Below are 24155 nucleotides of genomic sequence, written 5' to 3'. Positions count from 1 at the left end.
AATTGCTGCTCGAATCATCTAACGAGTTAACCAATGCAGGCAATTGAACAATCACAACCCCAATGGACTTCAGCAAAGCTGGTTCCCATTCTTTTACCATTGTTATTTTTTGTAACGCCATTAAGCTCAAGTGGAAAAAGTATTTTAATGGTGTTATCAATTCTGGCAATTATCGCTGCACCTGATTATCGTCGCCAGATTGTCAGTTTATTTTCACAGTCCTGGTGCAAGGCTGCTATTGCCTTGTTTGCTTTGGCTCTTGTCGGTTGCTTATGGGGGCCTGCTACGATAAAGGAAAAAATGCTGGTGCTAGAGAAATATGCCAAACTCCTGTTTCTGCCAATTCTGGTAGTAGGCTTGCAAAATCGGAAAACGCGGGAAAGTGCGATCCTGGCTTACATTGCGGCGATGGCGCTAACGGCGGTGCTCTCGGTTCTGGTCGCCAAAGGGGTACTGATAACAGTAAAAGTAAATGCTGATAGCGTATTCCGAAACCATATTATGACCGGCATCATGATGTCATTTGCGGCTTATTTGAGTGCTCTGTTATTTTTCAGGCGGCGAGGGGTAGTGCGTATCGCTTATCTTTTACTGTTTACTTTATTCAGCTACCAAAATCTGTTTGTCAGCGTTGGACGTACAGGGTATGTGATTTATCTGCTTTTATTGGGCTTGCTGGTTCTGCAGACATTCAGCTGGAAGCAGGCTCTGGCCGGTTTTGCAGTGATTGCCGCAGTTTTTTTGGGATGCTACAGTACTAGCGACTATATGCAGCTTGGAGTCAAAACGGCAGTGTATGAGTTTCAGCACTATAAACAAAATAAAGATACTTCGATTGGCTACAGGATACAATTTCATAACTATGCCCAACAGCTTTTTATACAGCATCCGCTATTTGGGAATGGAACCGCCAGTTTTACTGCCTCATTCCGGATTGATAAGCCTGTTCCCTCATGGGATAGAACTTTGCTTGAGCCGCATAGCCAATATTGGTTAGTCCTGGTTGAGTTCGGTTTATTTGGGTTTGCGATATTAGCCTGGCTAGCCATTAGTTTGTTACGGGCTACCTGGCGGCTATCCGCCATGCGGCCTATAGGACTAGCGCTGCTTGCTGCGATTGGGCTGGCTAACTTCACGGACTCACTGCTTTTTTATTCCGGATCGGGTTATTTTTTCCTGCTCTGGATGGCTGCTTGTCTTGGTGAGAAAGCCAGAAGTGTTTAAATACTGTAAATATTGATTAAAGTTTGTTAATTGCCCGCCGATTGTTAAAGTACACCCTCCTCGATCGGCGGTTATCATGCGAATTGAATCAGGTAATGTCCAACTCTCAAGCAATAATTCATCTTATACTCGTTATGTGAAAAATGAGAGCTTACAAGCAGGCTCCATGTCATATAATCCCGCTACCGGCGAAAGCTCTGTCAACATGATAAAAATGCAGAATACGACCGTCATCGAAAGTTATTCGGCGCTTAGCTACAATCAGATACACGAGAAAGCTGCTGATAGCGGAATGCAGAAGCATGCAGAGCAGATAGCTGACGCTAATCAAAAGCAATTGCAGCTAATGAGAGCACAACAGGCGGCGCAAAATTCCAATCCCGAGGTTGAGTTAACAATGGAGGATAGCCTGGAATCATGGTTATTAAAATTACTTCTGGAAGCGCTCACTGGTGAAAAATTTACTGACAGTTTACTGGAAAAATTTGTAAATGAGCAAAAAGGTAAAGCAGACCCAGAGGCAGCTGCTCCAGAAGCGGCACAAGCAGCGCAGGCAGCTCCCGCAGCATTAGAGGTCCATTACCAGTCTAATGAGTTTTTTTACCAACGCCAAAGCAGTTCTTTTCAGGCACAGGCTCAGGTAAAAACCGCTGATGGCCAGACTATTCAGGTTAATCTGCAATTGAATATGAGCAGCGAGTTCATGCAATATGAAGGCTTTGAAATGAGGTTGAGCGCTGCTTTAAAAGATCCGCTGGTGCTAAATTTTGGCGGCAATGCTGCACAGCTTGATAAAAGAACTTTTGAATTTGATCTGACTATGGATGGCGTGCTTGATAAAGTTCCCATGCTGATGGGCAACAGCGCATTCCTCGCGCTTGATAAAAATGAGGATGGCAAGATCAATGATGGAAATGAGCTGTTCGGCGCTAATACCGGAGATGGCTTTGCTGAACTGGCTGGTTATGACGAAGATAACAATGGCTGGATTGATGAAAATGATTCAATTTACGAACAATTAATGCTCTGGTTTAACGCCGGGGAACAAGGCGAACAGCAATTAAAATCATTAAAAGAAGCCAATGTCGGAGCCATTTACCTTGGCAAGGCTGCCACCCCGTTTTCAGTAAATAACCCGGATCAGGAACAAGCCGGCGTTATCCGGTCAACTGGGTTATTTTTAACTGAACAAGGTGAAGCCGGAACAGTACAGCACGTTGATCTGGCTGTTTAATCGCTAGTGTAATAACGATTTTGCTCAAAGTAAGGAGTGTTGAGCTTTACAGCCCAACACTCCTTACGCTAACAAGCTGGCATTGAAACATGGCCCTGAAGAAGGGCAGAATAATCAATCTCAGCCGGTTTACCGCATCTTAAATACTCGGTAAGAAGCTGCTTAGACCACAGGAACAATTGCTGATTGAGCGGCCCAATTTCCTGCAGATATCTTTTTTCCAGCTGTTTATTATAAAATATGAACTTCCTGGATGCGCTAGAAGTATATGGCGCAGCTGCTTCATCATAGTTGTGCAAAAATCGATTCCAAAAAGAAAAATAGTCATTGTACTTTTTCAGTTGAGCAATATGAACCTCGAGCGCTATTTTAAATATTCCCTGATTCTTGCAACCAGATTCGATCGCTCCACACAGAAACTCAAGAGCCCATTTAAGTAGAGCAGGTTGCTGGGGAGAGATTCGGCTTGCCAACAGCATTAAGATATGACTTTGTAACAGGTAATATTCTTGCAGCTTGTGGCCGCCCATAAAACCTCGATTACAGGCCGACTCTGCCGAGGTAATTAAGTCTTCAAGATCTGCACAGGCTTCAATAAAGCTACTAAAGTAACTGGTTTCAGTAAATTGCCGGAGTTTGTTTTTGATTCCGGCATACCATTCTGTGAACTCTGCCGGGTGTAATCTATTATGAGTTTGTCGTGGTTGTTGCGCATGTTTGAGATAATTAATAATCAGTTGACTTAATTGATGTTCCGTAAGATGTTCCATCATTATTTCCTTTCTCTTTATAGCGTTTGCTAGTGGTTAAATTTCCATGGGCCAGGCTTCAAACAGTATACCTGAAATTAATCAAAATTTGAATAGTTTGCTTTTAATTTGAATATTCCATTAATTTTTAAGACAAATTAACATAATAGTTATGTAAAATAGAGAGTAGCCTTGATGCAGCGAAGCGTAATCAAGGTTTCAATCGCGCTTTTAGTCAATGATGCCTTGCAAGTTCAGAGCGGGTAATCCCTTACCTTTAAAGGCTTTTTACAAACACGCATGAAGTCATCCTGGCTCCCAGATGCCATCCCTGGCATCTGAGGGTTTGCAAAAAGCCTTTAAAGGTAAGGGGTTACTGGAGAGACGGGTAATGGTTCATATTCTGATTCTAACCCATGGATAAAATTTAACCCCCTTCCTGCAGGTTTTGCCATATTTTGAATTATCCTACAAAGCCTGCATCAGGGCTACGTACTTCTCTTGAAATTTACTCTACAGACACTTGAGCCAAAGTTTGCGGACGTAAAATGGTAAAATAAAACGACAAAACCAGGAGTAGGCTTGAGAGTAACAATACGGTCAACAGGGGCGTTATACTGCCATTATGCACTCTCTGTAAGATTACCCCACATAAAAAGCCAAATAACATTTGAATAAAAAAGAACAATCCAGAGGCAGTACCTGCGTTATGGGAGAAGGGTTGTATTACAGCAGCCTGTGTCCCGGGAATTATTATACCGACACCAAATAAAATAATTATCATTGGCGTGATTAATGTAAACCAATGTAAATCAAGCGCTTGGTTTAAAAAAGTCATTAATACTGCGCCAGCCAGGCAACATAATGTTCCTGTAAAAATTAATTTATCCCAGCCTATCTGATTGGCATATCTTTTGGTAAAACCGGTTCCCGCCAAATAACCTAATATTGTAATAGCATAAAGCACGCTGAATTTAAACGAGGTATAACCGAGCTTTTCCTGCAATAAAAAAGGCGACTCAATTGTAAAAGCAAAATAACAGGACCATGCCAGGCCAATTGCAAGACTATAACCGATAAATACTTGATTGGATAGAATTTTTTTAAAATCATAACATAGCTTCCTGATCGACGGTTTACTAATCAAACGCTGAGTTTCATGCAATTGTTTTTTGCAAACAAGAATAAGAATAAGCGCCAGAATCAGAAGGAAGAAAAAGACGGAACGCCATCCGGAATAAGTTTGAATAACCCCGCCCAGTATCGGTATCAATAAAGGACAAATGGCCATAGCCGCAGACAACTGAGCAAGAATTTTGATTTGATCTTTACTGCTATAGGAGTCTTTCACAAAAAGACGAGCAATCACAGTACCGCTGCATCCGCCCAAGGCCTGAAAAAATCTCGCGGCTACCAGTACCATGAAAGTATTTGCAACCATACAAAGGATAGTTGCGCTTGCATACAGAGTAAGACTTAGCAAAAGCACGGGCTTTTTACCAAAATAATCACATAACGGCCCAACAATCAGCATTGAAAGAGCATACCCCAACATAAAAAAAGTAAGCGTCATCTGCAGGGTTGCACTATCAGTATGAAATTTTTTTCCGATATTCAGAAGCGAAGGTAAATATAAGTCAATTGATAAACGAGGCAATATGACCAAAAGGATCAACACGGGCATCATTAACCATCTTGTTTTTATCATAATTGGTTTCCTGTATTAAATTAGCTAAATTAATAGCGATGATTTGAGCTTTTTTTGTGATCATTTCTAATGAGCTTGTATAGCCATAAGTACCAGTAGTATTATGGCCTAATAATCTTAAGTTATTATCCTTATTGCCTTCACTATCCAGAAGAGAAGCTGTTTCAAAATCAACATCTAACCCTCCAAATGCATTCTCTCGCGCCAAGCCCTCCTCTAATAAACTATTCATTAAAAAATCACAGCTGTGTATATAGCGTGAAGGTCCTGTAGCATTGATAACCGTTTCACATAGATACGTTGCATTATTTTCTGTTCTTATTGAATATTTCTGAAGTCTGCTATCGTATACAATAGAATTTATCCTGGGAATAAACTCAAGTTGTCCTATTTTTATAATTTTGATTAATTTTTTTGCATTGCTTAGGGGGATAGGCGTACGGTTATTTAACCACACCCTGGAATATTTTTTTAGAAATTGTATTTTGGCCGTGTTGGTTAAAATACTCCATGATAACTCAATAATTTCATTTGTTGCGCATAATATGGATTGCCAACTACGGTGCAAATTGGCCTGTGTAACTTCATTTTCAAGCACTGCAAGTGCACTTTGATTTTCCAGGTTTTCCTTAAAAAGCATTTTCCAATCTGTGCCGGATGTCTTCAGTTCTTTCCTGAGCAAGCGTAGCAGATCTCTAAGTGAAATTTTGGTTTTTGTTTGTTTAATATTTGTTAGGGCACAATTTGTAAGAAATTTTAACTTATAGGGTCTAATAGGCCCCCGTACTTTAGGATAATTAGGACTTCGAGAGAACAAAATTATTTTCCCCTTATATCCCTTATTAGATAGAGCAAGAGCAATATCGATGGCAGTGAGGCTATTACCTAAAACAGCTATTGTTTTTTTATGCTGGATACTATTGATTTTGGGATAAAGAGGGTAAGGGTTATTTATATAAGAAGGAGTTTCATTAAGTGAGTATATGTCATGAGGTTGGTTATTCCCAGTACAAAATATTATATAATTAGAATGTAACACTTCGTTATCTGCTGTGATAATTTTATATGATTCTGTTTTTAATACCTTTATAGCAGTCTTGCGTACAATTCTGATTTGTATGTGGTTTTGGAGTGCTTTGAGTAAAACTTTTTCAAGTGTATCACTTAAGTATTTACCGAATAGCGGTCTTGATGAATAAGTAGTGTGTCCATCAGTAATTATATCTTTTGAAGATATATGATGTTTATCCATCCAATGTTTAAAGTCAGAAGATATATTTACATTGACAGACATACTTTCAAGTGGTCTGTTGATAATTAAATTGTCGGTATCAGTTTGATAGGCTAAGCCAGAACCCAATTCAGAAGATGGTTCAAAAATAATAAAATCCAGGTAATCTATTTGGTTATCTATGCATATATCTACAAAAGAGTGTAAAAAAGCTACGGCGGAGGCTCCACAGCCTATGACTGCGACCGTTTTTCGAGGTTCCATTAAAATCTTCCTTATACTACAAATCAAAAATATTGCGTGTTGAACTTCTAGCACAGTTAAAAAAGCTAGTTAGTAACCTTTTCCATTTATGGCTGTTACAGGCGCGATACTAATTAGTAAAACTTCTGTTTGTCAATAAGCCAATTCTCTAATTCTAACAACCGATTACAACTATCCCCATATAGGCCCAAGATAGCTGAACGAGTTCTCTTGCCAGTTAAATTTAATAACTTAAGTGGTTTCTCATAGTGTTACGCCTAATTAAAATTGTTTATGCCACTAATTATGGGGTGTTTACATGTTCACTGGCATAGATATATCCTACAAGCTTAATGTCTTGCGGACTCATGTCACTTAGCATTTCATTGTTTCGAAAGGCGAGCCCTGGTGAGATATGCATGATGATATTGTCTTGCTGGTCTCGAATTGCCAACAAACATTTACCATTAGGTAAAACAAATTTTTGGGCAATAATTTTGTATCGATATTGGGTGCTATGTGAGCCCTCAGTTACTTCCATTTTTTCTCCCTGTTGTTTTTAGTTGATTATTTGATGTTATCAATCTAGTTTTTTGCTTCCATAACTTCCCGTTTCGCATTGTTAAGTGTTTTAGGAAAGCAATTTTGTTGTTTATAGTAAACATAAATATATTTTATGTAAAATTATTTTTTACTGAAAATAAAGTTTATTGTTAAATTGCCATATTTTTAGAGTTATGATAGATTTTGGTTATAATTTGATACTATATGACAGGTTTTTTTCATGAGTAAAGGTGATATTACCAAGAAATTTTCGGAGCGATTGACGCAGGCTATGTGTGAGAGGGGCTATGCCTCGCGACGAGCAAGAGGAGGGATTGATATCAGCTCTTTGGCATCTATCGCAGGGTGTTCATATCAAATGGCCAGAAAATATGCTCTTGGTCAGGTTTTGCCAGAGGTTTCAGTAATTATGAAAATTGCTAACCATTTACACTGTCATCCTGCTAATTTGTTGTTTGGAGATGAGCCAAATAAGTATAAATCCTCCGAAATTAAATCATCTGACTTAATTGAAATAGATAAATTTATATTAAAGTATATTCTAAATAAAAGTTTAATGTTGTTGCCTTTTTCCTATGATACTGAAGATGTAGTCAATTTTATTATTGAAACAGTTTATGATGCTGCTCACCTGAATGTAGATCGAGATACACTCTATAAAATCATCGATATGATGATATCATCAGCGATGCTACTTAATAAATCTGAGCAAGATATAAAATTATGCGGCAATTAGACTTAATGTCCTCAGTCATTACTAGCATCCATCCTAATATTATTGATATTTTATTTAAGCACAAAAAAGAAATATCCAGGAAGTTAGCTGATTTAAAAGGTTTGTATTTCATTGATCATGTTTCACTAGTTTTGATTAATCCAGGTGATGAAATGGTTATTTTTTCAATGACCCCCTCTGTAGAATTCAATTTACTTGTTCAAGGGCTATGGCAACACGATCTATCCTTTAGGCCGCAGACCTATGTTAATCAAGAAATATTATTTTGGGAAAAGGCATATACTGCTGGATACCAAAATGAAATAAAACGAGTTAAAGAGACAGAACATCATTTCTCTTTAGGGTTAAGTGTGATGCGGAAAATAAATAGCTTTCATTTTATATATAATTTCGCTACAAGACATACTGGAGTTGATATGCGCTCATATTATCAGGAGCTAGTACCGGCATTATATGCTTTAGGAGATTATGGTTATAAACAATTACAACCTATTTACCAACAATATTGCCAATATGCTTCCCCTTTGATAGAAGAGCCTTATAAGAAAAAACACCTAAAACTTATTATTAATAATTCATAGAGTTTGCTATGTTGAATGTATTGAAGCAAATTTCCCATACTAATAAGCGAATTATTGCAAGTGGTGTAATTGGAAATTTGTTAGAAAATTTTGATGTTATGATTTGTGCTTTTTTTGCTCAAATAATTGCTGTTACTTTTTTTCCAACTGATTCTATTCAAAATAATCTTATAAATACTTTTTGTATTTTTTTTATAGGTTATTTATCTCGTCCTGCAGGAAGTTTGATTATAGGGTTGTTTGCTGATCAAATTGGCAGAAAAAAAACGCTTATTTTTTCTATTATTATGGTTGGTGTCTGTACAGCGATTATTGGAGTTATTCCTTCATATCAAGCAATTGGCTTAACATCAACGCTATTATTTTCGCTTTTTAGAGTACTGCAAAATATTTCTGTAGGTGGAGAATATATCAGTTCAATTGCGTATTTAATAGAGAGTGCTAAAAAAGATGAGCGTGGGTTTTATGGGAGTTGGGTCTCTGTAGGATTCAATTTAGGTAGTCTATTGGCTTCGCTTTTAGCTTTTTTATTGATTTATTGTATTGAAAAAAATATCTTACCTTACTGGAGTTGGCGTGTAATTTTTATCTTGGCTATTTTGGGTACTTTTATTGGGTTTTGGATTAGGCGTTCTTTGCCAGAAAGTTTGGAGTTTATTTTAGAAAATTCTAATACAAACGAAAGCAAAAAGAGAGATATACTATATTCATCATTTGGGCTAATTAAGTCTTATCCTATACGTTGTTTTGCAATTATTACTATTACATGGCTGGGTGTAGGAGAAACTGTTGCTCTTTTTGTTTATTCTCCTATTCATATGACTATTATTAATCATTTTTCACAGTATCAAGCATTAGGAATGAACACAATCTGCCTAATCTTTCTTATCCCACTCATCCCTATATTTGGATTATTCTCTGATTATTATAACAAGATTAAATTATTAACCTACTCCACAATTGCATTTTTAATACTTGCAGTGCCTTATTTCGCTCTGTTAAGTACGGGGAATTATATGCAAATTTTATTAATTAAATTATTATTTTGCATTCCATCTGCTTGTTATTACTCCATTGCTCCTGTTTTAATTACTGAGAGTTTCCCAATTCGATTACGATGTACTAGCCTCGCACTTATATATCAAATTACTGCTAGTATTGCTGCGGGAATTACACCACTTGGAATGTTATATATAGTAAAACATGTATCCGGTATTGCTTATTCACCAGCATATTATCTAATTGGCTCCTGTATTTTTTGCCTGGTAGGGCTTCGACTTTTAATATTAAATAAAACTAATCAAAGTAAACAAGCTAGTAAATTTTTCTCAACAGAATCGCTGTAAGGTAATATTATATGAAAATATCAGCACAAAATATTTTTAAAGCATTTGAAGACAAAGTTCTTGATTTAACCTATTACCCTACGCAACCACTCGAAACCCTAAAAGTCAGGCTTACAGCTGTTTGGTTGTTACAACAACCCGATCTTGCGCTTATTGAGTATGCAGAGGCATTAATTAACAGAACTTCTCATAGCAAAGAAGTCGATTTATTGTGGATGAAAGAATTTTCATCACAGATAAAATCCTGGGGAAATCTTAATATCTGTAGTACTTATAACAATCCTGCCGGAACTTTTTTAGAGTATAAATTATCATTTACGGCATTGGATGGTAATAAAAAATCATTACATTTCCATGCGCTGTATGAAATACGTGATAAGCGTTGCTATTTTGTTTCTCAAGCCCAGCCTGTAATCCGAGTGATAGGGGATCCCATTTTACATCAGCCTGGTATTCCCTTCCCTGAAGATGCAACAGCTGAGCAGCATCTTGAATTATCCGGGCAGATTGAGCATGCGAAATCGGTGCTTATTCAGGCAGGCGGGGCGGGTATCGCGGCGAATCAATGTGCGGCTATTGCACGGCCGTTTCGTTTTGCTATCGTCGGTGTGTTTTATGATAGTCCTGAGCACGTTTCTGGCGTGGAAAAACGCTATCCTGGTACAACGTTTCCGGCAGCAGTCATTATGGTCAATCCCATTATTATCTCTGTAAGTCAGGAAACACAGAATTTCAACCATGCCTGCTTGAGTGTTCCTTGTCCCAATCGTTGTGCCGTAAAAAGTCCGGTAGAAATCAGTGTTGCTTATCAAGATCCTGCCAAAAATATGCAATCACAGCAGGTTACTCTAAAGGGCGTAGATGCAGTGGTTTTGTGGCATGAATTAACTCACATACTGGATGGAAAAACCTATATGGATGTGACATTTGAGAACTTGCCATTAGATGATCTGGCACAATTTCAAAAAATGGTAGATGAGGAACTTTATAAACGTCAGAAGGAAGAGTTTACTTATTTACCTCAATTGACTGTTCCTCCGTTTTATTTTAGTGTTAAAATGGAACAAAACGGCACGACAAAATTAGATATTAATGAATTAGCCAATGTGCTTCCGCGGATGGCTGAGGAAACCTTAGACGGCTTACGTACACAGGCTAACCGATTGCTAAAAAATGAAAAAAAACAGGAGGGAGCCTTAAAGGGGTTATTGCGCTTGTCTATTCATGCCAACTCTCAATCAATCCCTGAGAGCAATGTTCAGATTGTATCTGATATTAGGGCGTGTTTTTAAAGTTATTTCTGGGCTCCAAAAGCAATAAAATGGTCTGAATTTATGCTCGATTTCGTTAAATAGAGCCGGCTATTCGCCTCAATCGACCAAAAATTCAGCCTCATTTTCTTGCTTTTTTGCTTCCAGAAAAACTTTAAAAGCACGCCCTAGCTTAATCTAATAAAGTCTATAACTGCCGATCATCACAAATAGTCGCAGTAAATTTATTTTTTACGCAAACTGTTCAAGACCGTGGCAGTTCGGCTGGATGCGTGGTCATCGGCGTATTTTTCAATTTCTGTCATATCCATTTCTCTGTCTTGCCGCAGGCGCCTTTTCATTGCACTTAATGGGTTAGTGAAAATTTCAGATCTATATTGTTTTTCATAAGCGTCGCGAAATTGTTGGAAAGTGATTTGTTCACTTTTGCTAGCCAGATCAATTTCTAATCTATCCTTTTTATCTGATCTATGGCTTCCATCAAAAGACGCATTTTGATTTCTTAATTCTTGCTCCAAATCGCGAATCCGAAATCCTGCTTTCAAAAGTTTGCAGGCTACATTCATTTGTGCTGTGGTTAGTTCTAGGAAATATTCCCGAGGTTTATCAGAATTTTGGGGTAAAAACGTTGGTTGATTCTCTTCCCAAATCCGTTTATTGTGCAGTTTAAATCGGCGCTTAATCGCTACTAATAAATCTTTATCTTCTGAATAAATTAAATAGTTAGGGTGCCTGCCGCCGCTAAGTTTAACCTGTAATTTCCCGGCCTGCTTGCCCGGAAGGGCTTTTTCAAAGAATCTATTTATTAATGACATATTATTTAGCTTAAATTTATCGGATATGTATTAATTATAGACGAATGGTTATGATTTTTTATCAGACAGCAATTTCTGAATTCCATCCAGCCTGCAACGTTGTTTAATATTGTCTCATTGTATATAATTCAATCTGTTGTAATGGCCTTTGTACTGCTTTAAATATCTTGCCAAAAGGTACGAAGTTATTTCTATTAATTATAGGAACCCTTATGTCGCCCTCAAAATTTCAACAATTTTTAGAAAAACTTCGAAAAAATCCAAACGAAGCTTTATCATGGCTTAGAGCGACTGAAATTAGTGATGATGAAGCTCTTGCAGCCGCCTGTAAAACTAAAGATTCATCTATAGTAGGTAAAGTTGCAGGGATTGAAGGGATTGCAGTAGGATGGCGGGCGGTAATTGCTGCTTGCGAAACTAAAGATTCATCTATAGTAAGTAAAGTTGCATCAAAAGCACTTATTACTCAACCTGAAGACGGTGATAAAGCCTTTATAGCCGCTTGTAAAACTAAAGATCCATCTATAGTAAGTAAAGTTGAGTGGATTGAAGGGATTACAGCAGGATGGCAGGCGGTAATTGCTGCTTGCGAAACTAAAGATTCATCTATAGTAAGTAAAGTTACATCAAAAGCACGTATTACTCAACCTGAAGACGGTGATAAAGCCTTTATAGCCGCTTGTAAAACCAACGATTCATTTATAGTAAGTAAAGTTGAGTGGATTGAAGGGATTACAGCAGGATGGCAGGCGGTAATTGCTGCTTGCGAAACTAAAGATTCATCTATAGTAAGTAAAGTTGCATCAAAAGCACGTATTACTCAACCTGAAGACGGTGATAAAGCCTTTATAGCCGCTTGTAAAACCAACGATTCATTTATAGTAAGTAAAGTTGAGTGGATTGAAGGGATTACAGCAGGATGGCGGGCGGTAATTGCTGCTTGCGAAACTAAAAATTCATCTATAGTAAGTAAAGTTGCATCAAAAGCACGTATTACTCAACCTGAAGACGGTGATAAAGCCTTTATAGCCGCTTGTAAAACTAAAGATCCATCTATAGTAAGTAAAGTTGAGGGGATTGAAGGGATTACAGCAGGCTCGCAGGCGGTCATTGCTGCTTGCGAAACTAAAGATTCATCTATAGTAAGTAAAATTGCATCAAAAGCATGTATTACTCAACCTGGAGAGGGTGATAAAGCCCTTGCAGCCGCTTATAAAACTAATGATTCATCTATAGTAGGTAAAGTCGCTGAAATTGAAGGTTTAAAGATTACAGAACAAGGATTGTTAGTAGCATGTAAGATTGCCAAGTTGAATATTATTATCAATGCGTATAAAGCTTTCAAATCTTCTGGCGGTCAACTTAGCGATGGAAATAAGGCATTAGTTAATAGCACAGTCTTAAAGTTATTGAAAAGTGCTAAAGAAGCATTTCTTAGATATGAATATCGTTTAGATCCAGATAAAAACCTTAAAGATAACTTAACAACCCTTATAAAAGCTCGATTGTTAAATGGGGAGGTTAACTTTGATCTTTTATTATTGAGCAATGATGAGTACTCCCAAATTATTTACCATGGAGTGCCCTATACAGAAGCGTATATGGATTTGCACTGTCAAGATGAGAATTTTTTAGCGAGGGCAGAAGAGGCTGGTATTTTTGGTCAGCAAGTTGTTACCGATATATACTTTGCCAGAATAAACAAGCTTTATTCGATAATGGAACAAAAAATAAAGTCTGGTGAACTTAAAGATTGGAGTAAGACCGAAGATTATTCTAAATTGATTGATTATTTAAAATTAAAACCTAACAAGGAAAAATTAAATGCCGTATATTTAGCCATGCTATCAAATGACTGTGATGATGATAAGATCATGGCGCTAATAGAATTTGGCGCCCAACATCCTAAAGATGCTGCATTAGCATTTGAAAAAGATAGACCTTCTGTTTTAAGGACGATAATTAACACTCAAGAAAAAAGCACGGTTTATAAAAAGTTAAACAATGTCAACCAATCGTTATCAACACCAGCTGAGCATTCTAATTGCCAGGAAATCACCGAAATTAAAGACACCTTTTTAAGTGAATATGCTGATTTTCTTGCAAAGCAAGAAGCGCAGGCAAAAGCCGAAGCACAGGCAAAGGCAGAAGCGAAGGCAAGAGCAAGAGCCGAAGCACAGGCAAAGGCAGAAGCGAAGGCAAGAGCAAGAGTAGAAGCAGAGGCACGGGCAAGAGCAGAAGCAGAGGCGCGGGCAAGAGCAGAAGCGCAGGTAAAAGCAGAGGCACAAGCTAAAGCTGAAGCGCGGGCAATTGCTGAGGCACAGGCAAAATTAAAAGCAAAAAAAGAACGTGTTGAAAATTTTTTAAATCGCTTCACTAATCTTTATTTGGAAAATAGACATTCTGGCTGCTTTGGCAGCTTCTTTACACGAAGCGCTTTTGATCATACGCAATCTGGAATAACTACTGATAATATTTTTAGAAATGCCCAAGGACAGATAGCAAACTACTCAGGAGCCAGAACTAGAGCTGTTCTCCAAAAAATGATTGACCTGGGGTGGTTAGAAAAGGGGGATTTTAATATGTTCAGCAATGTCCATCAACTAAAGTGGAAATCTGTCACTGCAAATGGTCAAAATGTTGAAATTAGAAACGAGCAGTTAAACTATTCGAAAATATAATAACAAGTGAAGCTGTGCCATCAATCAGAGAGGATAAAAATGAATAATACCTCAATTAAAAAAGCTGTTTTGTATCGTATGGTGATGGGGCATCATGTTTGTCCTTATGGTCTTAAAGCTAGAGATTTATTGAGACGTCAAGGCTATGAGGTAGAAGATAATTGGTTAACAACCCGTGAACAGGTCGATACGTTTAAGGATAAACACAATGTAAAAACCACCCCTCAAATTTTTATCAATGATGAGCGAGTAGGTGGTTATGACGATTTACGACTTTACCTCGGAAAGAAAGTAAGAGATCCAAAAGAAAAAAGTTATCGCCCCGTCATGGTGCTGTTCGCGATTACAGGTTTAATGGCAATGGCAGTTAGTTATGCTAGCTTTGGTAACCCGTTTACATCACATGTTTTAAGCTGGTTTATTGCTTTTAGCATGGCAGTTCTTGCTTTATTAAAACTACAGAATATCGAAAGTTTTTCAACCATGTTTTTAAACTATGACCTCCTGGCCAAACGCTGGGTTCCTTACAGCTATATTTACCCATTTGCTGAAGGTTTAGCAGGAATATTAATGATTGCAGGAGCGTTAAATTGGCTTTCTATTCCAATTGCCTTATTTATTGGAACTGTAGGTGCACTTTCAGTATTTAAAGCTGTTTATATCGACAAACGTGAACTTAAATGTGCCTGTGTGGGAGGCGACAGTAACGTACCTTTAGGATTTATTTCACTCACTGAAAATTTAATGATGATTGGAATGGCTTTATTCATGTTGATTATGTAATTCAACTAATTTATTAGAAACAACACCCCTTGTTCCTCACGATACATAAATCTTGACAGTGATAATTTATGATCGTATATTGCTCAAATTGTTGATATTTAGCCTTTATCTGGCGGGAAGATATAAATATGAGTAATTTGCTTCGCGAATACGATAACATTATGATAAAAATTCGCTCGCAATTCGAGCAATTGGGCTGGTTTTCTCGTCTTTTTTTTCCGTCAGAGATGAAACGCTTTTTATTGCAATTCTACATCTCAAAAATGGACCGATCTGGAAGCTCTGCAGCGTATCAAGCCCAATACGGAACGGATGCGGTCTTTGGATTTTGCAAAAACTACCATCATTTCATTACCGATAACTCGCTTAGCGGGCGATTTAGACGTTGGCTGCTTGATTTTTTTCTAGCCTTTAATTCTGCAAGGCTCATGAACATGTGGCGATTCACGAATGAACAGCAACTGGGAAAAGAAGAGTTTGCTGTGCTTGTCAGTTATCCGAACGCTGCAGCATTTCAAAACGGCATTCTGGTTTTTAAACGGGCGCTGGCAAATGATGGCTCTCAGACACTCCAGGAAACTTATAAGAAATATTTAAAGGATTTAGCGAACCGAGCTCCCCTGTTTTCTTCTCCGGAAGGCTTTGCGGCGCTGCTGATTACTTCCTGTAACAGAGGTCTTGCCTATAACCAGGGAAATGATTATTTTGGAGAAATACATGATGCACGCGAAAAGATGCTTGACGTTTTTAGAGATAATTTATCGGCCTTCGCAAGCATCAACACATCGTTGCAAAGACTGAGCGCAGGCATACATTTTGCAAATTTAATATCGCTTGAGCAGGTTGTCAAATTGTTTAAAGATAATAAGCTGAATAAATGGGTGGATAGCCTTAATGCACTGCATTTACAAACGATGAATTCCAATACCAGCAAGTCTGCGCTGCATGAAAATCCTGGTCTCATCAAGCTGCTTATGAAACACCCTGAGCCAGAAAATTTGGGGCATGGACTGGTGAAACTTTGGCAGCTTGGTTTATGCATCAAAACAAATCTTCTGAAAGCGGGGCAGGCAGAACTTAGTGTGTTTGAGAAGAATCAAATAAAGCGTAGGGCCGTAGAGACAACCCACAATAACATCAGTGCCAATATTGATTTTTATACAAGAGGTTATACAACAGAAGCAGACTTAACACGTGCCTTTGAGAAAATTATGTCTGAGCAAGCAGAAATTGCAGTAAAGGCAGCGCAAAAAAAGAAAAAATTTGATGTAAGATTCGCTAAATTTAACAAATTAAGTCGTAAATATCAGTTACCCGCGTCGCTTCATATGTCGGATTTGGAAACTTCAGGTCTTAATGTGCTGCGCCTCGCACATCATCCTTACCCAGAGCGGGTTGTTAACGCACTGGGTAAGTTTCGTTTCCGCGATGCAGCCTCTTATGCTGATGAGCGGGCATGCAGAGAGGGTAGCGCTAACGGCTGGGGATTTGCACTGGGAGATATGTCGCTTGATTTTTTCAATTATATTAAATCAGAAGGTCTTAATGTCATATATGACCAGTTGCTGAATTATTCTCAGATTTTCCTGCATGAAGACGTTATGCCCTATTGGGAAAAGATTCAGAATAATGAGCTCAGCCCTGTGCATTTCTTGAATATCTACTGGTTGTGCGTCCAAGGTCTGAGTGAAGGGGCGGCGAAGGAAGGGTCGGCTATAGCGCGGAAAGGCGTGATTGATTATCTGCAAAATATCTCAGATAAACAGAACAATTATTCTCTAATGACTGAAACGGCTTTGATGCTTATGTTTATGCATGGAGCGAAAATACAGGATGAGAAATTGAATGACATGATTGCCGGGCTGATGGTTGAGGTAGGTAACGCACCCCAAAGCATTGACTGTATAAAGCGACTTAATCGTGAGCAGTTTGTTGATGCGGAGACAGATATTTCAGCTTCACAGTTACTGGTTCTAACCTGGATAGCCTTACAAAAAATGTTCGCCAAAAATAAAATTACGTCTTTAAAATCTTCAACCATTATAGATTTGCAATTAAGCGCCTTTCAGGATGCCCATACAGCAGGACGCTTTGCGGGCAAAAGTAATGCATTATCCCATGCTAGCACGAGCGAGGTCAGGCCAAGTCTTTTCTAGGGTCTGTTGACAACTCACATAGGCAACCCACAGGAGAGCGCAAACCATAGCGACACAGACACATAATTGCGCTTTAGTTTGTCAAATCTTGTAGTAAGTCCTCTAAAATGCTTTATTATCGCAAACAAATTTTCCACTAGGTGTCTTGCATTTATACAAGCCCTAATCCATATCAGCGTTGCCAATAAATGGGGCTTGTCATAAATCCCTTGTTCGCGCATTATTGTTCGTAGCTTTGACCAGTGCTCATCACAGAGCATATGTCTAGCCATTGCAAACTCGTTTTGGTCTTGTGTAAGAACCCTGGCTTACTCGATGAAATTATTCCTGATTATAAGATAAAATACTATCCTGGATTAAAAGGGCATATTTTTATGTTATCCATATTAGGTTGAGATTTACTCTTTAGTTGGTTATTTAATAAATGTGAGAATAACGCGTCCTTGCAAGCGCTTATTCGGTTTGACACTGCTTTTATTGGGCATAATGTTGGAAGTACCTTAGGAGCATATTCGCCTAATATATCTTTGTTCATGGCATTATGATCTCCCAGTATGATTTTTCCAATTTGCTCATTAAATTGTTGCTTCTTTAAGAACGTGATTAACTCATGAGTTGTTACAGTTGTTAATTGTTCTGGCAACATTTCCACACAAATAATATTATTTTCCCAATCTCCAATACCCTGTTGTGAGTAAAGCCACTGCATATATTGTTTTTCAATCAATTTTTCTCTTGGGCCTTTAGCACAAGAAATAAGCACGCGTGTTCTGTTGAGCTGAAGGTTATTTTCAACAACCCAGGTGGATATTATTTGGTGTATACCTTCAAGCTGTAGTTTGGTTGCTCTATGAGCAAGTCTTTCATGAGAGGGCGTTATCTCTGACAAATATTGAACGTGAAAATCCTTGATTTTCGAAAGAGAGGTTTCCACACTTAACTTATGCCAATGCTCGGTCATCTGTTTAATAATTATAAGGTATTCCGACTTTTCCCCGCTTATGTTTTCTAATCTGGCTAATTGCTGGGCTACCAGCTCTAAATCTTTTATATGCTGGGCTGATTTTTTTTCATTTTTAATGATGTCTTGAATAATTAACATAAAAGTAACAGAAACATGGGTTAATGATTTAGCTATTTTGTAATCCTCTTCAAGCGCGGGTGTTGCAAGGGTTTGATGTTCTTCCATAACCTTATCTGTCTTTTTAACCCATAGCGATAAATGTCCATTAGCATAAGTAATAATGGTGTCGATATGTTCTAATGGTTGAGATTCAGCATAACGAGTATGTAAATCAAGGAATTGTTTTGTAATTACATCACATTCTTTTAGGATTTGCTGATTAGGCTGCGTTTGGTAAAAACGGTGCGAAGTTTGGGGTGATGAATGTTTAGCCTTTAAAAAGATACCCCCATTCCTTCTTATTTGATAACGTAGTCAGCAAGTTGTCTGTACGAAGCAGTGTTCTTAGAGCATAACGGTGCAACATAATAATTCTCCAGTATGATTGATTATTGGTCAATAAACACGTTAACACAGCTGAATAAAAATTGTCAACAAATAACTCTAATTGTTGATATAAAATTTTCGCAACTGAAGTTTATCTTTTAAATGTCGCCCGTGGCTTATTTGCCAGACGGCGAGAGGCATCTGTGCTGCCTCAAAAAAGATAAAAAACTTTAAGGAGTAAAAGCCCGGACACATCTAACCCGAAGAAGGCTGCCTCACATATATAGGGGTAGACATAGACTATAATTCAATCAATACCTAATAATGATAGATGAATCATGTTTAATTTTTTTAAAACTAAATCATTAAAAGACGAGTTTGAAAATTGCTTGAAAAGTTATGCACCCTATAAAAGCAGCAACCTTTTGACCCTACGCTCACATATCCCTAGCCACGAAATTTGGCGCTTGTTTGTCGATGGCCGCCTACAGTCAGGCCGAGGATTAGTTAACTGTCCTATATTTAATAAAAAACTGGCCAATGGTTATAGCGCTCTAGACTACCCTAATTTAACAATAAAAAAATACATTACAGAAATTGAAAAAAGCGAAAAATTAAAGCAAAGTTATTTATATAGCGCAGTAGGCTTCACTTTATCTTGGCGCTTATCTGAAGAAGAAATGAATGATTTAACTATTGGCGATTTACTTAAACTCGATAAAGGCTGGTTCATTTTTGAATTAAATGAACCAGGCTATTTGAAAGCTATGTATCGGGCATATGATGAGCTTTTTAGAGAAGGGCGAGAATTAAACGTTGAGACTATAAAGTTGATACACCAATTAGCAACCGACAACGTGGCTAACTTAAATTATGATTATAAAGGCAATAATGATATAAAAGGCGAGTTTAGGACAACCGATTCTGGTAGCACAGGTATAAGTATATCTGAACAAGGAGTAAAGGAATTTATTGAAGCCTTGCTCTCTGATCCGAGTAAACATGATATTGGCTTAAATGTCGGTTATGGTGGAAAATTAGAAATTGATTTTACTCGCGAGTTTTTCATGGATGTTGTTGGTATCATAAAAAATCATCGGGCTATAGACATACAGAAATTTAGAAAGTATTGTCACGGTGAAAATGAGCGAGAAATCGATGAAGCGTTAAATATCTTAACTCCCTATTTTAACGAATTGATTTCCTGTCATTCAATTGAAGAGGTAGCAAAAATCATTTGTAAATGTTTACAAAAAGCGCCTTTCGCTTACCTTAAAAGTTATCAGCCCGACAGGCCAAAGATAACTTTAGAAAATAGAATAAAAGAATTGATTTTTAAGTATGAGGATTCATTAAGCCAATCAACAACACCGCTTCAAAAATTAGAAACAATAATTAATTTTATTCAATCGTGCGAACAGCTACACCCATTTGCTGACGCAAATACGCGCTCCTTTTCCATGTTACTCATGAATTTTTTACTGGCCATGAATGGCTTGCCTTTAACAATATTAAGTAATCCAAATAAAATTGCGCTAGGAAGCAAAGAGGATAATATTCAAGATGTTATCAAAGGTATGAGCGATTTTATTTCTCTACTAAATCATCACAGCCTCTATGGGTTTAGCTCAAATGAGGTGATCGATTTTATGTCACGTAAACCAAGTTTATTACCACATTTACAGTATTTTCTTGATATTACACAACAAGAAAATTCATTTAAAACCCAAGTCAAGTACATTGCCGGCTAACAAACTATCAAATCCCATAAGTGATGTTTTTGAGCTAAATATCGTAGTACTTTATCTAGTTGCTCTATGAGTTTGGGGTGATGAATGTTTAGCCTTTAAAAAGATACCCCCATTCCTTCTTATTTGATAACGTAGTCAGCAAGTGTCGTACACATTAATTGACTTTATCACGGAATCTCGACCCACATTAAATGACGCTATCAATTTTCTGGCCCACCTGAAAAACCCAAGCTTTATTTACAAATATTAATTAATATTAACAGTACACCAAAATAGGTGTACTGTTAAAATAAAAAGAGAAATAATGTGATAACTGAAGTCCAAATAACAAAGAGCGCTTTAAAGGATTTAAAACGGACTCCATTATATCTTCAGGAAAAATTTAGAGCTTGGTTAGTGGCAGTAAATAAATCAGGTTTAGAAGAAACAAGGAAGCGGCATGATGAGCTACTTTTAGGCGATCGAAAAGGGCAGCGTTCAATTCGATTAAATAAACAATGGCGTGCGATATATATAATTAAAAGTAACGGAACAATTGAATTTGTAGAGGTTACGGAGGTAAATCCCCATGAATACTAAATCAACAGATACGTTAAATGCTTTAGATGTAACTAAGGATGTTTGGAATGATATGACTTTTGGTGGATTGGTTCATTCTTTGCGTATAAGCGATGAAATAACACAAGTTGAATTGGCTAAGAGAATAGGAGTTTCTAAGCAATTTCTAAGTGATGTAGAGCACAATAGAAAAGATGTTGGAATTGCCTTCGCTAAAAAGATCGCGGATGCATTAGGATATTCTATCGAACCATTAATAGAGCTTTTAATAAGAGATCAATTAAGACGACAGCATCTTAATTATATCGTAGAGCTTAAGCACGCTTCTTAATTTATAGTAATTAAGTAATAGAATCTTCAACCATTATAGATTTGCAATTAAGCGCCTTTCAGGATGCCCATACAGCAGGACGCTTTGCAGGCAAAAGTAATGCATTATTCCATGCTAGCACGAGCGAGGTCAGGCCAAGTCTTTTCTAGGGGCTACAATAATCTATTTCTGGCGGATTTGTTTGCTGATTTATTGAGGTAATTATGCTGCCAATAAAATCAACTAAATTAATTAATGGACTTGCTAACGCTGTAATCAGAACCATAGGAGCAGCTTCTAAAGAAGAAAATCCCCATGCACTATTTTCTGCTAATTCTGAAAAATTAAAAGTGAGTAAATTGCCTATAGCTTTTAATAGTTCCCAGCCGGCTAATGCAATAAGTGCAATTGATTCCCCTGTTAGGAGGGCAGGCGCTACAATAATTGAAGAGCCTCGGCAAGCAACATCACCGGCTGACTCAAAAGGCTTAAAAAAAAGAGATTTGCTCTTTCCGGGCTTAAGAATCATCCCGGCAGTTCCTTCAAGCTCAACAAAAAGTGACATGCTAACCACCAAAAAATAAATATTGAGCGTATTTTATGCGATCTGCTTATGTTTGTACATACGTATTTATACTGGTTTACTAAATTTTTTATTTATTGTTTCAGACTAGGGCGTGTTTTTAAAGTTTTTCTGGAAGCGAAAAAGCAAGAAAATGAGGCTGAATTTTTGGCCGATTGAGGCGAATAGCCGGCTCTATTTAACGAAATCGAGCATAAATTCAGACCATTTTATTGCTTTTGGAGCCCAGAAATAACTTTAAAAACACGCCCTAGAACCCTGATTGCATTCTTGTTTAGACGTGATCCGTCTATTTTAAGATTGGTAGAATAGGGTTTGCCTTACAACTGCTTGCTTATAGCACTTTGAAGACCCGGCTCCAAACATTTAAATTATGCACTACGTTGTAAATTGCAGCATTTTTGAAAGCAGGCTATCAACAAAAAGATATAGCAAAGGAACTTAAGGTTTCTCCTTCCACAATATCAAGGGAATTAAAAAGAAATACTCGATTGAATGGCGTTTATTGTCCTGATCAGGCCGCATCTTCCTATCAATTACGTCGAAAAAATTCCAAAAGACCTAAAAAATTCACTCACGAGGTAAAAACCATTAAAGAGAAGCTGCTCTTGAGTGGAGTCCTGAACAGTTCAAAAAAACAATGAGCAATTAAATCACTTATCCCCTATCGATTTGCTGAGCCAAATTGATTACCTGCTGGATAAAGTCCTTTGAAAAGGCTTTATTAATACAGCTTAAGGTATACATATTTAACTCTTCAAACCACGCTACCTTATAATCAAATCCTTCATTTTCCTTACCTGTGACTTCAACATACGTGTATTTGCCATTAACATCGCGGCGATCATTGTCTTTAGATAAGGAATAAGCACCATTACCGGCTTTCAAATCAAAATGTGAAAATTGGCAGATACCGATATCATTTGATTTAAAAATTTCAGTGATCCCAGTCCATCCGGCATTCGGGTCAAAGGTGCCCACCGGAGCAAATCCTAAGGTCGTTTTTTTAACCGTCGAGGGAACAGTTTTTAATGAGGGAACAGCAAATATTTCTGCTAAACTTTTCCGAAGATGGGTGCTTTTAACCTTCCCTTGTGCTTCATAATTAATCCGGCTTTCAATTCCATTTAAATATTCATATTTAAGGCTATTTCTTTCAATATAACCCTTTTCCTGGATTTCTTGCATTTGTTCAGTAATTAAGCTTTTATCGATTTGCGGTCGTGCTTCTTCAGGTATATTGACCGATGACAGGTCATAGGATGCAAAAGAGAGTTGGGTTAATGAAAGACCGAGACTTGCTAAAAGTAATTTAATATTCATGTTGTTTTCCCATCTTTCAGCTAAGGCAGGATTAGAGTCCGCAGATTTTGCCTGTAGCTATGAACCAATATATATGAATGTCTATCAATTTATAAATTAATAGACAATATGCTTTTAACATCAGTTATTTTTCGGGGGATTAACAAGTGGGTGAGCTATTCAGGTCTAATTAAATCATTGTCGTCGCCATACCTGTAATGGCATCCTCATTTTGCACGGCAAGTTGGTCTTTAAAGATGTGTTTCTGTTGATGTTTTTTGAAAATTAGAAATCGATCACCAGTAGTATCAAAACCATAAATCGGACCAATAAAAAGGCTATCAGCTAAAACTTCCCGCTTATTTTTCGAAAGCTCGCACATCCCAAGTTGTACCAGTTTTTCAAGTTCAGCTTGTTTATCTTGCTGAGGGGAGTTAAGAATTTTCCGGTTTAGATATTCTATTCCAGACTCATCACATAACTCTGATATATGATAAAATCCGTCTTTTACCAGAAAAGTAGGCATTTTTAATTTGTTTTGAAGCAGCCAATTGTGAAATCTATATCCTTTTTCATCGATACCATCATGACATATAAAATCTCGAATTGCGTAAGGATTATATTGTAATAATTCAATTATAGAAAAAGGAGGATTGTCTCGGTAGTATTGAATCAGACGTTTTCCGCCAAATATTTCAATCATTTGTAAAGCAAATGAATATGTTTTAAACGGATCGCCTACATCAATTGCCTGTTGTAACAATTCTATTGATAATCCCTTTTCGGTGTTAAAAAGCTCCCATACTGTTTCAGGAATATGCGTCCTTTTATATATTTTCATAAAGTCCCTTTAAGTTGCGATTAGATAATAACTATACG

General features: G+C 37.4%; 22 protein-coding genes and 1 pseudogene. 13 read left to right on the top strand and 10 right to left on the bottom strand.

The window, feature by feature from the left end:
- The first annotated feature begins 33 nt into the window (after positions 1-33).
- On the top strand, positions 34-1224 hold the full coding sequence (locus ACFORL_RS07080; protein WP_382342502.1) for an O-antigen ligase family protein: 1191 nt from the start codon (positions 34-36) through the stop codon (positions 1222-1224).
- Between the two features lie 76 nt (positions 1225-1300).
- Positions 1301-2458 carry a hypothetical protein gene (locus ACFORL_RS07075; RefSeq protein WP_382342500.1) on the top strand — a complete coding sequence of 386 codons (1158 nt, stop codon included), beginning with the start codon at positions 1301-1303 and terminating at the stop codon, positions 2456-2458.
- Between the two features lie 68 nt (positions 2459-2526).
- Here ACFORL_RS07075 and ACFORL_RS07070 read toward each other — a convergent pair whose 3' ends face one another.
- The 4 genes from ACFORL_RS07070 to ACFORL_RS07055 all read right to left on the bottom strand — a co-directional run bounded on the left by ACFORL_RS07070 (position 2527) and on the right by ACFORL_RS07055 (position 6930).
- Positions 2527-3231, bottom strand: coding sequence for a hypothetical protein (locus ACFORL_RS07070; protein ID WP_382342498.1), 705 nt, complete (start codon positions 3229-3231; stop codon positions 2527-2529).
- Between the two features lie 484 nt (positions 3232-3715).
- Positions 3716-4915 (bottom strand): multidrug effflux MFS transporter, encoded by a 1200-nt coding sequence (locus tag ACFORL_RS07065; protein ID WP_382342496.1) that lies wholly within the window; start codon positions 4913-4915, stop codon positions 3716-3718.
- Positions 4845-6410 carry an FAD/NAD(P)-binding protein gene (locus ACFORL_RS07060; protein WP_382342494.1) on the bottom strand — a complete coding sequence of 522 codons (1566 nt, stop codon included), beginning with the start codon at positions 6408-6410 and terminating at the stop codon, positions 4845-4847. Before ACFORL_RS07060 ends, ACFORL_RS07065 begins: the two co-directional genes overlap by 71 nt.
- 283 nt (positions 6411-6693) lie before the next feature.
- Positions 6694-6930, bottom strand: coding sequence for a hypothetical protein (locus ACFORL_RS07055; RefSeq protein ID WP_382342492.1), 237 nt, complete (start codon positions 6928-6930; stop codon positions 6694-6696).
- A 243-nt stretch (positions 6931-7173) separates the two neighbouring features.
- Here ACFORL_RS07055 and ACFORL_RS07050 point away from each other — a divergent pair, with 243 nt between their 5' ends.
- From ACFORL_RS07050 to ACFORL_RS07035, 4 genes are read left to right on the top strand one after another with little or no spacing between them, the layout of a single operon-like run.
- On the top strand, positions 7174-7689 hold the full coding sequence (locus ACFORL_RS07050) for a helix-turn-helix domain-containing protein (protein ID WP_382342490.1): 516 nt from the start codon (positions 7174-7176) through the stop codon (positions 7687-7689).
- The gene (locus ACFORL_RS07045; RefSeq protein ID WP_382342488.1) at positions 7677-8270 is read left to right on the top strand and encodes a hypothetical protein; all 594 of its coding nucleotides are present in this window, start codon (positions 7677-7679) and stop codon (positions 8268-8270) included. The genes ACFORL_RS07050 and ACFORL_RS07045 overlap by 13 nt, the downstream gene beginning before the upstream one ends.
- 8 nt (positions 8271-8278) lie before the next feature.
- Positions 8279-9616 (top strand): MFS transporter, encoded by a 1338-nt coding sequence (locus ACFORL_RS07040; RefSeq protein ID WP_382342486.1) that lies wholly within the window; start codon positions 8279-8281, stop codon positions 9614-9616.
- Between the two features lie 11 nt (positions 9617-9627).
- The gene (locus ACFORL_RS07035) at positions 9628-10908 is read left to right on the top strand and encodes a peptide deformylase (protein WP_382342484.1); all 1281 of its coding nucleotides are present in this window, start codon (positions 9628-9630) and stop codon (positions 10906-10908) included.
- A gap of 203 nt (positions 10909-11111) precedes the next feature.
- On the opposite strand, the gene ACFORL_RS07030 is transcribed toward ACFORL_RS07035, so the two are convergent.
- Positions 11112-11702, bottom strand: a complete 591-nt coding sequence (locus ACFORL_RS07030; RefSeq protein ID WP_382342482.1) for a hypothetical protein — start codon at positions 11700-11702, stop codon at positions 11112-11114.
- 212 nt (positions 11703-11914) lie between these two features.
- Between ACFORL_RS07030 and ACFORL_RS07025 the strand changes: the two genes are divergently transcribed.
- The 3 genes from ACFORL_RS07025 (at position 11915) to ACFORL_RS07015 (ending at position 17322) form a co-directional block, all read left to right on the top strand.
- Entirely contained in the window at positions 11915-14383 is a 2469-nt protein-coding gene (locus tag ACFORL_RS07025; RefSeq protein ID WP_382342480.1) for a hypothetical protein, read from the top strand.
- Between the two features lie 39 nt (positions 14384-14422).
- Entirely contained in the window at positions 14423-15166 is a 744-nt protein-coding gene (locus tag ACFORL_RS07020) for a MauE/DoxX family redox-associated membrane protein (RefSeq protein WP_382342478.1), read from the top strand.
- 128 nt (positions 15167-15294) lie between these two features.
- Positions 15295-17322: a hypothetical protein gene (locus ACFORL_RS07015; RefSeq protein WP_382342476.1), complete on the top strand. Its 2028-nt coding sequence runs from the start codon at positions 15295-15297 to the stop codon at positions 17320-17322.
- Between the two features lie 24 nt (positions 17323-17346).
- Here the strand turns inward: ACFORL_RS07015 and ACFORL_RS07010 are convergent.
- Together ACFORL_RS07010 and ACFORL_RS07005 are read right to left on the bottom strand one after the other, a co-directional pair.
- Positions 17347-17468, bottom strand: a pseudogene (locus tag ACFORL_RS07010) (IS5/IS1182 family transposase); the annotation flags it as partial.
- Between the two features lie 200 nt (positions 17469-17668).
- The gene (locus ACFORL_RS07005; protein ID WP_382342474.1) at positions 17669-18511 is read right to left on the bottom strand and encodes a hypothetical protein; all 843 of its coding nucleotides are present in this window, start codon (positions 18509-18511) and stop codon (positions 17669-17671) included.
- 599 nt (positions 18512-19110) lie between these two features.
- Between ACFORL_RS07005 and ACFORL_RS07000 the strand changes: the two genes are divergently transcribed.
- The 3 genes from ACFORL_RS07000 to ACFORL_RS06990 all read left to right on the top strand — a co-directional run bounded on the left by ACFORL_RS07000 (position 19111) and on the right by ACFORL_RS06990 (position 21412).
- Complete coding sequence (locus ACFORL_RS07000; RefSeq protein ID WP_382342467.1) at positions 19111-20523, top strand: hypothetical protein; 1413 nt, start codon at positions 19111-19113, stop codon at positions 20521-20523.
- 306 nt (positions 20524-20829) lie between these two features.
- Complete coding sequence (locus ACFORL_RS06995; protein ID WP_382342462.1) at positions 20830-21102, top strand: type II toxin-antitoxin system RelE/ParE family toxin; 273 nt, start codon at positions 20830-20832, stop codon at positions 21100-21102.
- On the top strand, positions 21092-21412 hold the full coding sequence (locus ACFORL_RS06990) for a helix-turn-helix transcriptional regulator (protein ID WP_382342459.1): 321 nt from the start codon (positions 21092-21094) through the stop codon (positions 21410-21412). The genes ACFORL_RS06995 and ACFORL_RS06990 overlap by 11 nt, the downstream gene beginning before the upstream one ends.
- 145 nt (positions 21413-21557) lie before the next feature.
- On the opposite strand, the gene ACFORL_RS06985 is transcribed toward ACFORL_RS06990, so the two are convergent.
- The gene (locus tag ACFORL_RS06985) at positions 21558-21956 is read right to left on the bottom strand and encodes a hypothetical protein (protein WP_382342456.1); all 399 of its coding nucleotides are present in this window, start codon (positions 21954-21956) and stop codon (positions 21558-21560) included.
- 419 nt (positions 21957-22375) lie between these two features.
- On the opposite strand from ACFORL_RS06985, the gene ACFORL_RS06980 reads away from it, so the two are divergent.
- Positions 22376-22618, top strand: a complete 243-nt coding sequence (locus ACFORL_RS06980; protein WP_382342453.1) for a helix-turn-helix domain-containing protein — start codon at positions 22376-22378, stop codon at positions 22616-22618.
- A gap of 13 nt (positions 22619-22631) precedes the next feature.
- Here ACFORL_RS06980 and ACFORL_RS06975 read toward each other — a convergent pair whose 3' ends face one another.
- Both ACFORL_RS06975 and ACFORL_RS06970 read right to left on the bottom strand, forming a co-directional pair.
- The gene (locus ACFORL_RS06975) at positions 22632-23297 is read right to left on the bottom strand and encodes a hypothetical protein (RefSeq protein WP_382342451.1); all 666 of its coding nucleotides are present in this window, start codon (positions 23295-23297) and stop codon (positions 22632-22634) included.
- A 169-nt stretch (positions 23298-23466) separates the two neighbouring features.
- On the bottom strand, positions 23467-24117 hold the full coding sequence (locus ACFORL_RS06970) for a hypothetical protein (protein ID WP_382342448.1): 651 nt from the start codon (positions 24115-24117) through the stop codon (positions 23467-23469).
- Positions 24118-24155 lie beyond the last annotated feature (38 nt).

Source organism: Legionella dresdenensis (assembly GCF_042649825.1).
Lineage (GTDB): Bacteria > Pseudomonadota > Gammaproteobacteria > Legionellales > Legionellaceae > Legionella_C > Legionella_C dresdenensis.
This window is presented reverse-complemented; position numbering and strand designations above follow the sequence as displayed.

What these genes read in the sequence shown, in the direction of transcription:
- ACFORL_RS07060 (WP_382342494.1), bottom strand. Translation starts at nt 6,410, where the DNA reads ATGGAACCTCGAAAAACGGTCGCAGTCATAGGCTGTGGAGCCTCCGCC.
- ACFORL_RS07040 (WP_382342486.1), top strand. Translation starts at nt 8,279, where the DNA reads ATGTTGAATGTATTGAAGCAAATTTCCCATACTAATAAGCGAATTATT.
- ACFORL_RS07055 (WP_382342492.1), bottom strand. Translation starts at nt 6,930, where the DNA reads ATGGAAGTAACTGAGGGCTCACATAGCACCCAATATCGATACAAAATT.
- ACFORL_RS07065 (WP_382342496.1), bottom strand. Translation starts at nt 4,915, where the DNA reads ATGATAAAAACAAGATGGTTAATGATGCCCGTGTTGATCCTTTTGGTC.
- ACFORL_RS07070 (WP_382342498.1), bottom strand. Translation starts at nt 3,231, where the DNA reads ATGATGGAACATCTTACGGAACATCAATTAAGTCAACTGATTATTAAT.
- ACFORL_RS06985 (WP_382342456.1), bottom strand. Translation starts at nt 21,956, where the DNA reads ATGTCACTTTTTGTTGAGCTTGAAGGAACTGCCGGGATGATTCTTAAG.
- ACFORL_RS06970 (WP_382342448.1), bottom strand. Translation starts at nt 24,117, where the DNA reads ATGAAAATATATAAAAGGACGCATATTCCTGAAACAGTATGGGAGCTT.
- ACFORL_RS07000 (WP_382342467.1), top strand. Translation starts at nt 19,111, where the DNA reads ATGTTTAATTTTTTTAAAACTAAATCATTAAAAGACGAGTTTGAAAAT.
- ACFORL_RS06990 (WP_382342459.1), top strand. Translation starts at nt 21,092, where the DNA reads ATGAATACTAAATCAACAGATACGTTAAATGCTTTAGATGTAACTAAG.
- ACFORL_RS07005 (WP_382342474.1), bottom strand. Translation starts at nt 18,511, where the DNA reads ATGGAAGAACATCAAACCCTTGCAACACCCGCGCTTGAAGAGGATTAC.
- ACFORL_RS07045 (WP_382342488.1), top strand. Translation starts at nt 7,677, where the DNA reads ATGCGGCAATTAGACTTAATGTCCTCAGTCATTACTAGCATCCATCCT.
- ACFORL_RS07050 (WP_382342490.1), top strand. Translation starts at nt 7,174, where the DNA reads ATGAGTAAAGGTGATATTACCAAGAAATTTTCGGAGCGATTGACGCAG.
- ACFORL_RS07025 (WP_382342480.1), top strand. Translation starts at nt 11,915, where the DNA reads ATGTCGCCCTCAAAATTTCAACAATTTTTAGAAAAACTTCGAAAAAAT.
- ACFORL_RS07035 (WP_382342484.1), top strand. Translation starts at nt 9,628, where the DNA reads ATGAAAATATCAGCACAAAATATTTTTAAAGCATTTGAAGACAAAGTT.
- ACFORL_RS07080 (WP_382342502.1), top strand. Translation starts at nt 34, where the DNA reads ATGCAGGCAATTGAACAATCACAACCCCAATGGACTTCAGCAAAGCTG.
- ACFORL_RS07015 (WP_382342476.1), top strand. Translation starts at nt 15,295, where the DNA reads ATGAGTAATTTGCTTCGCGAATACGATAACATTATGATAAAAATTCGC.
- ACFORL_RS07030 (WP_382342482.1), bottom strand. Translation starts at nt 11,702, where the DNA reads ATGTCATTAATAAATAGATTCTTTGAAAAAGCCCTTCCGGGCAAGCAG.
- ACFORL_RS07075 (WP_382342500.1), top strand. Translation starts at nt 1,301, where the DNA reads ATGCGAATTGAATCAGGTAATGTCCAACTCTCAAGCAATAATTCATCT.
- ACFORL_RS07020 (WP_382342478.1), top strand. Translation starts at nt 14,423, where the DNA reads ATGAATAATACCTCAATTAAAAAAGCTGTTTTGTATCGTATGGTGATG.
- ACFORL_RS06975 (WP_382342451.1), bottom strand. Translation starts at nt 23,297, where the DNA reads ATGAATATTAAATTACTTTTAGCAAGTCTCGGTCTTTCATTAACCCAA.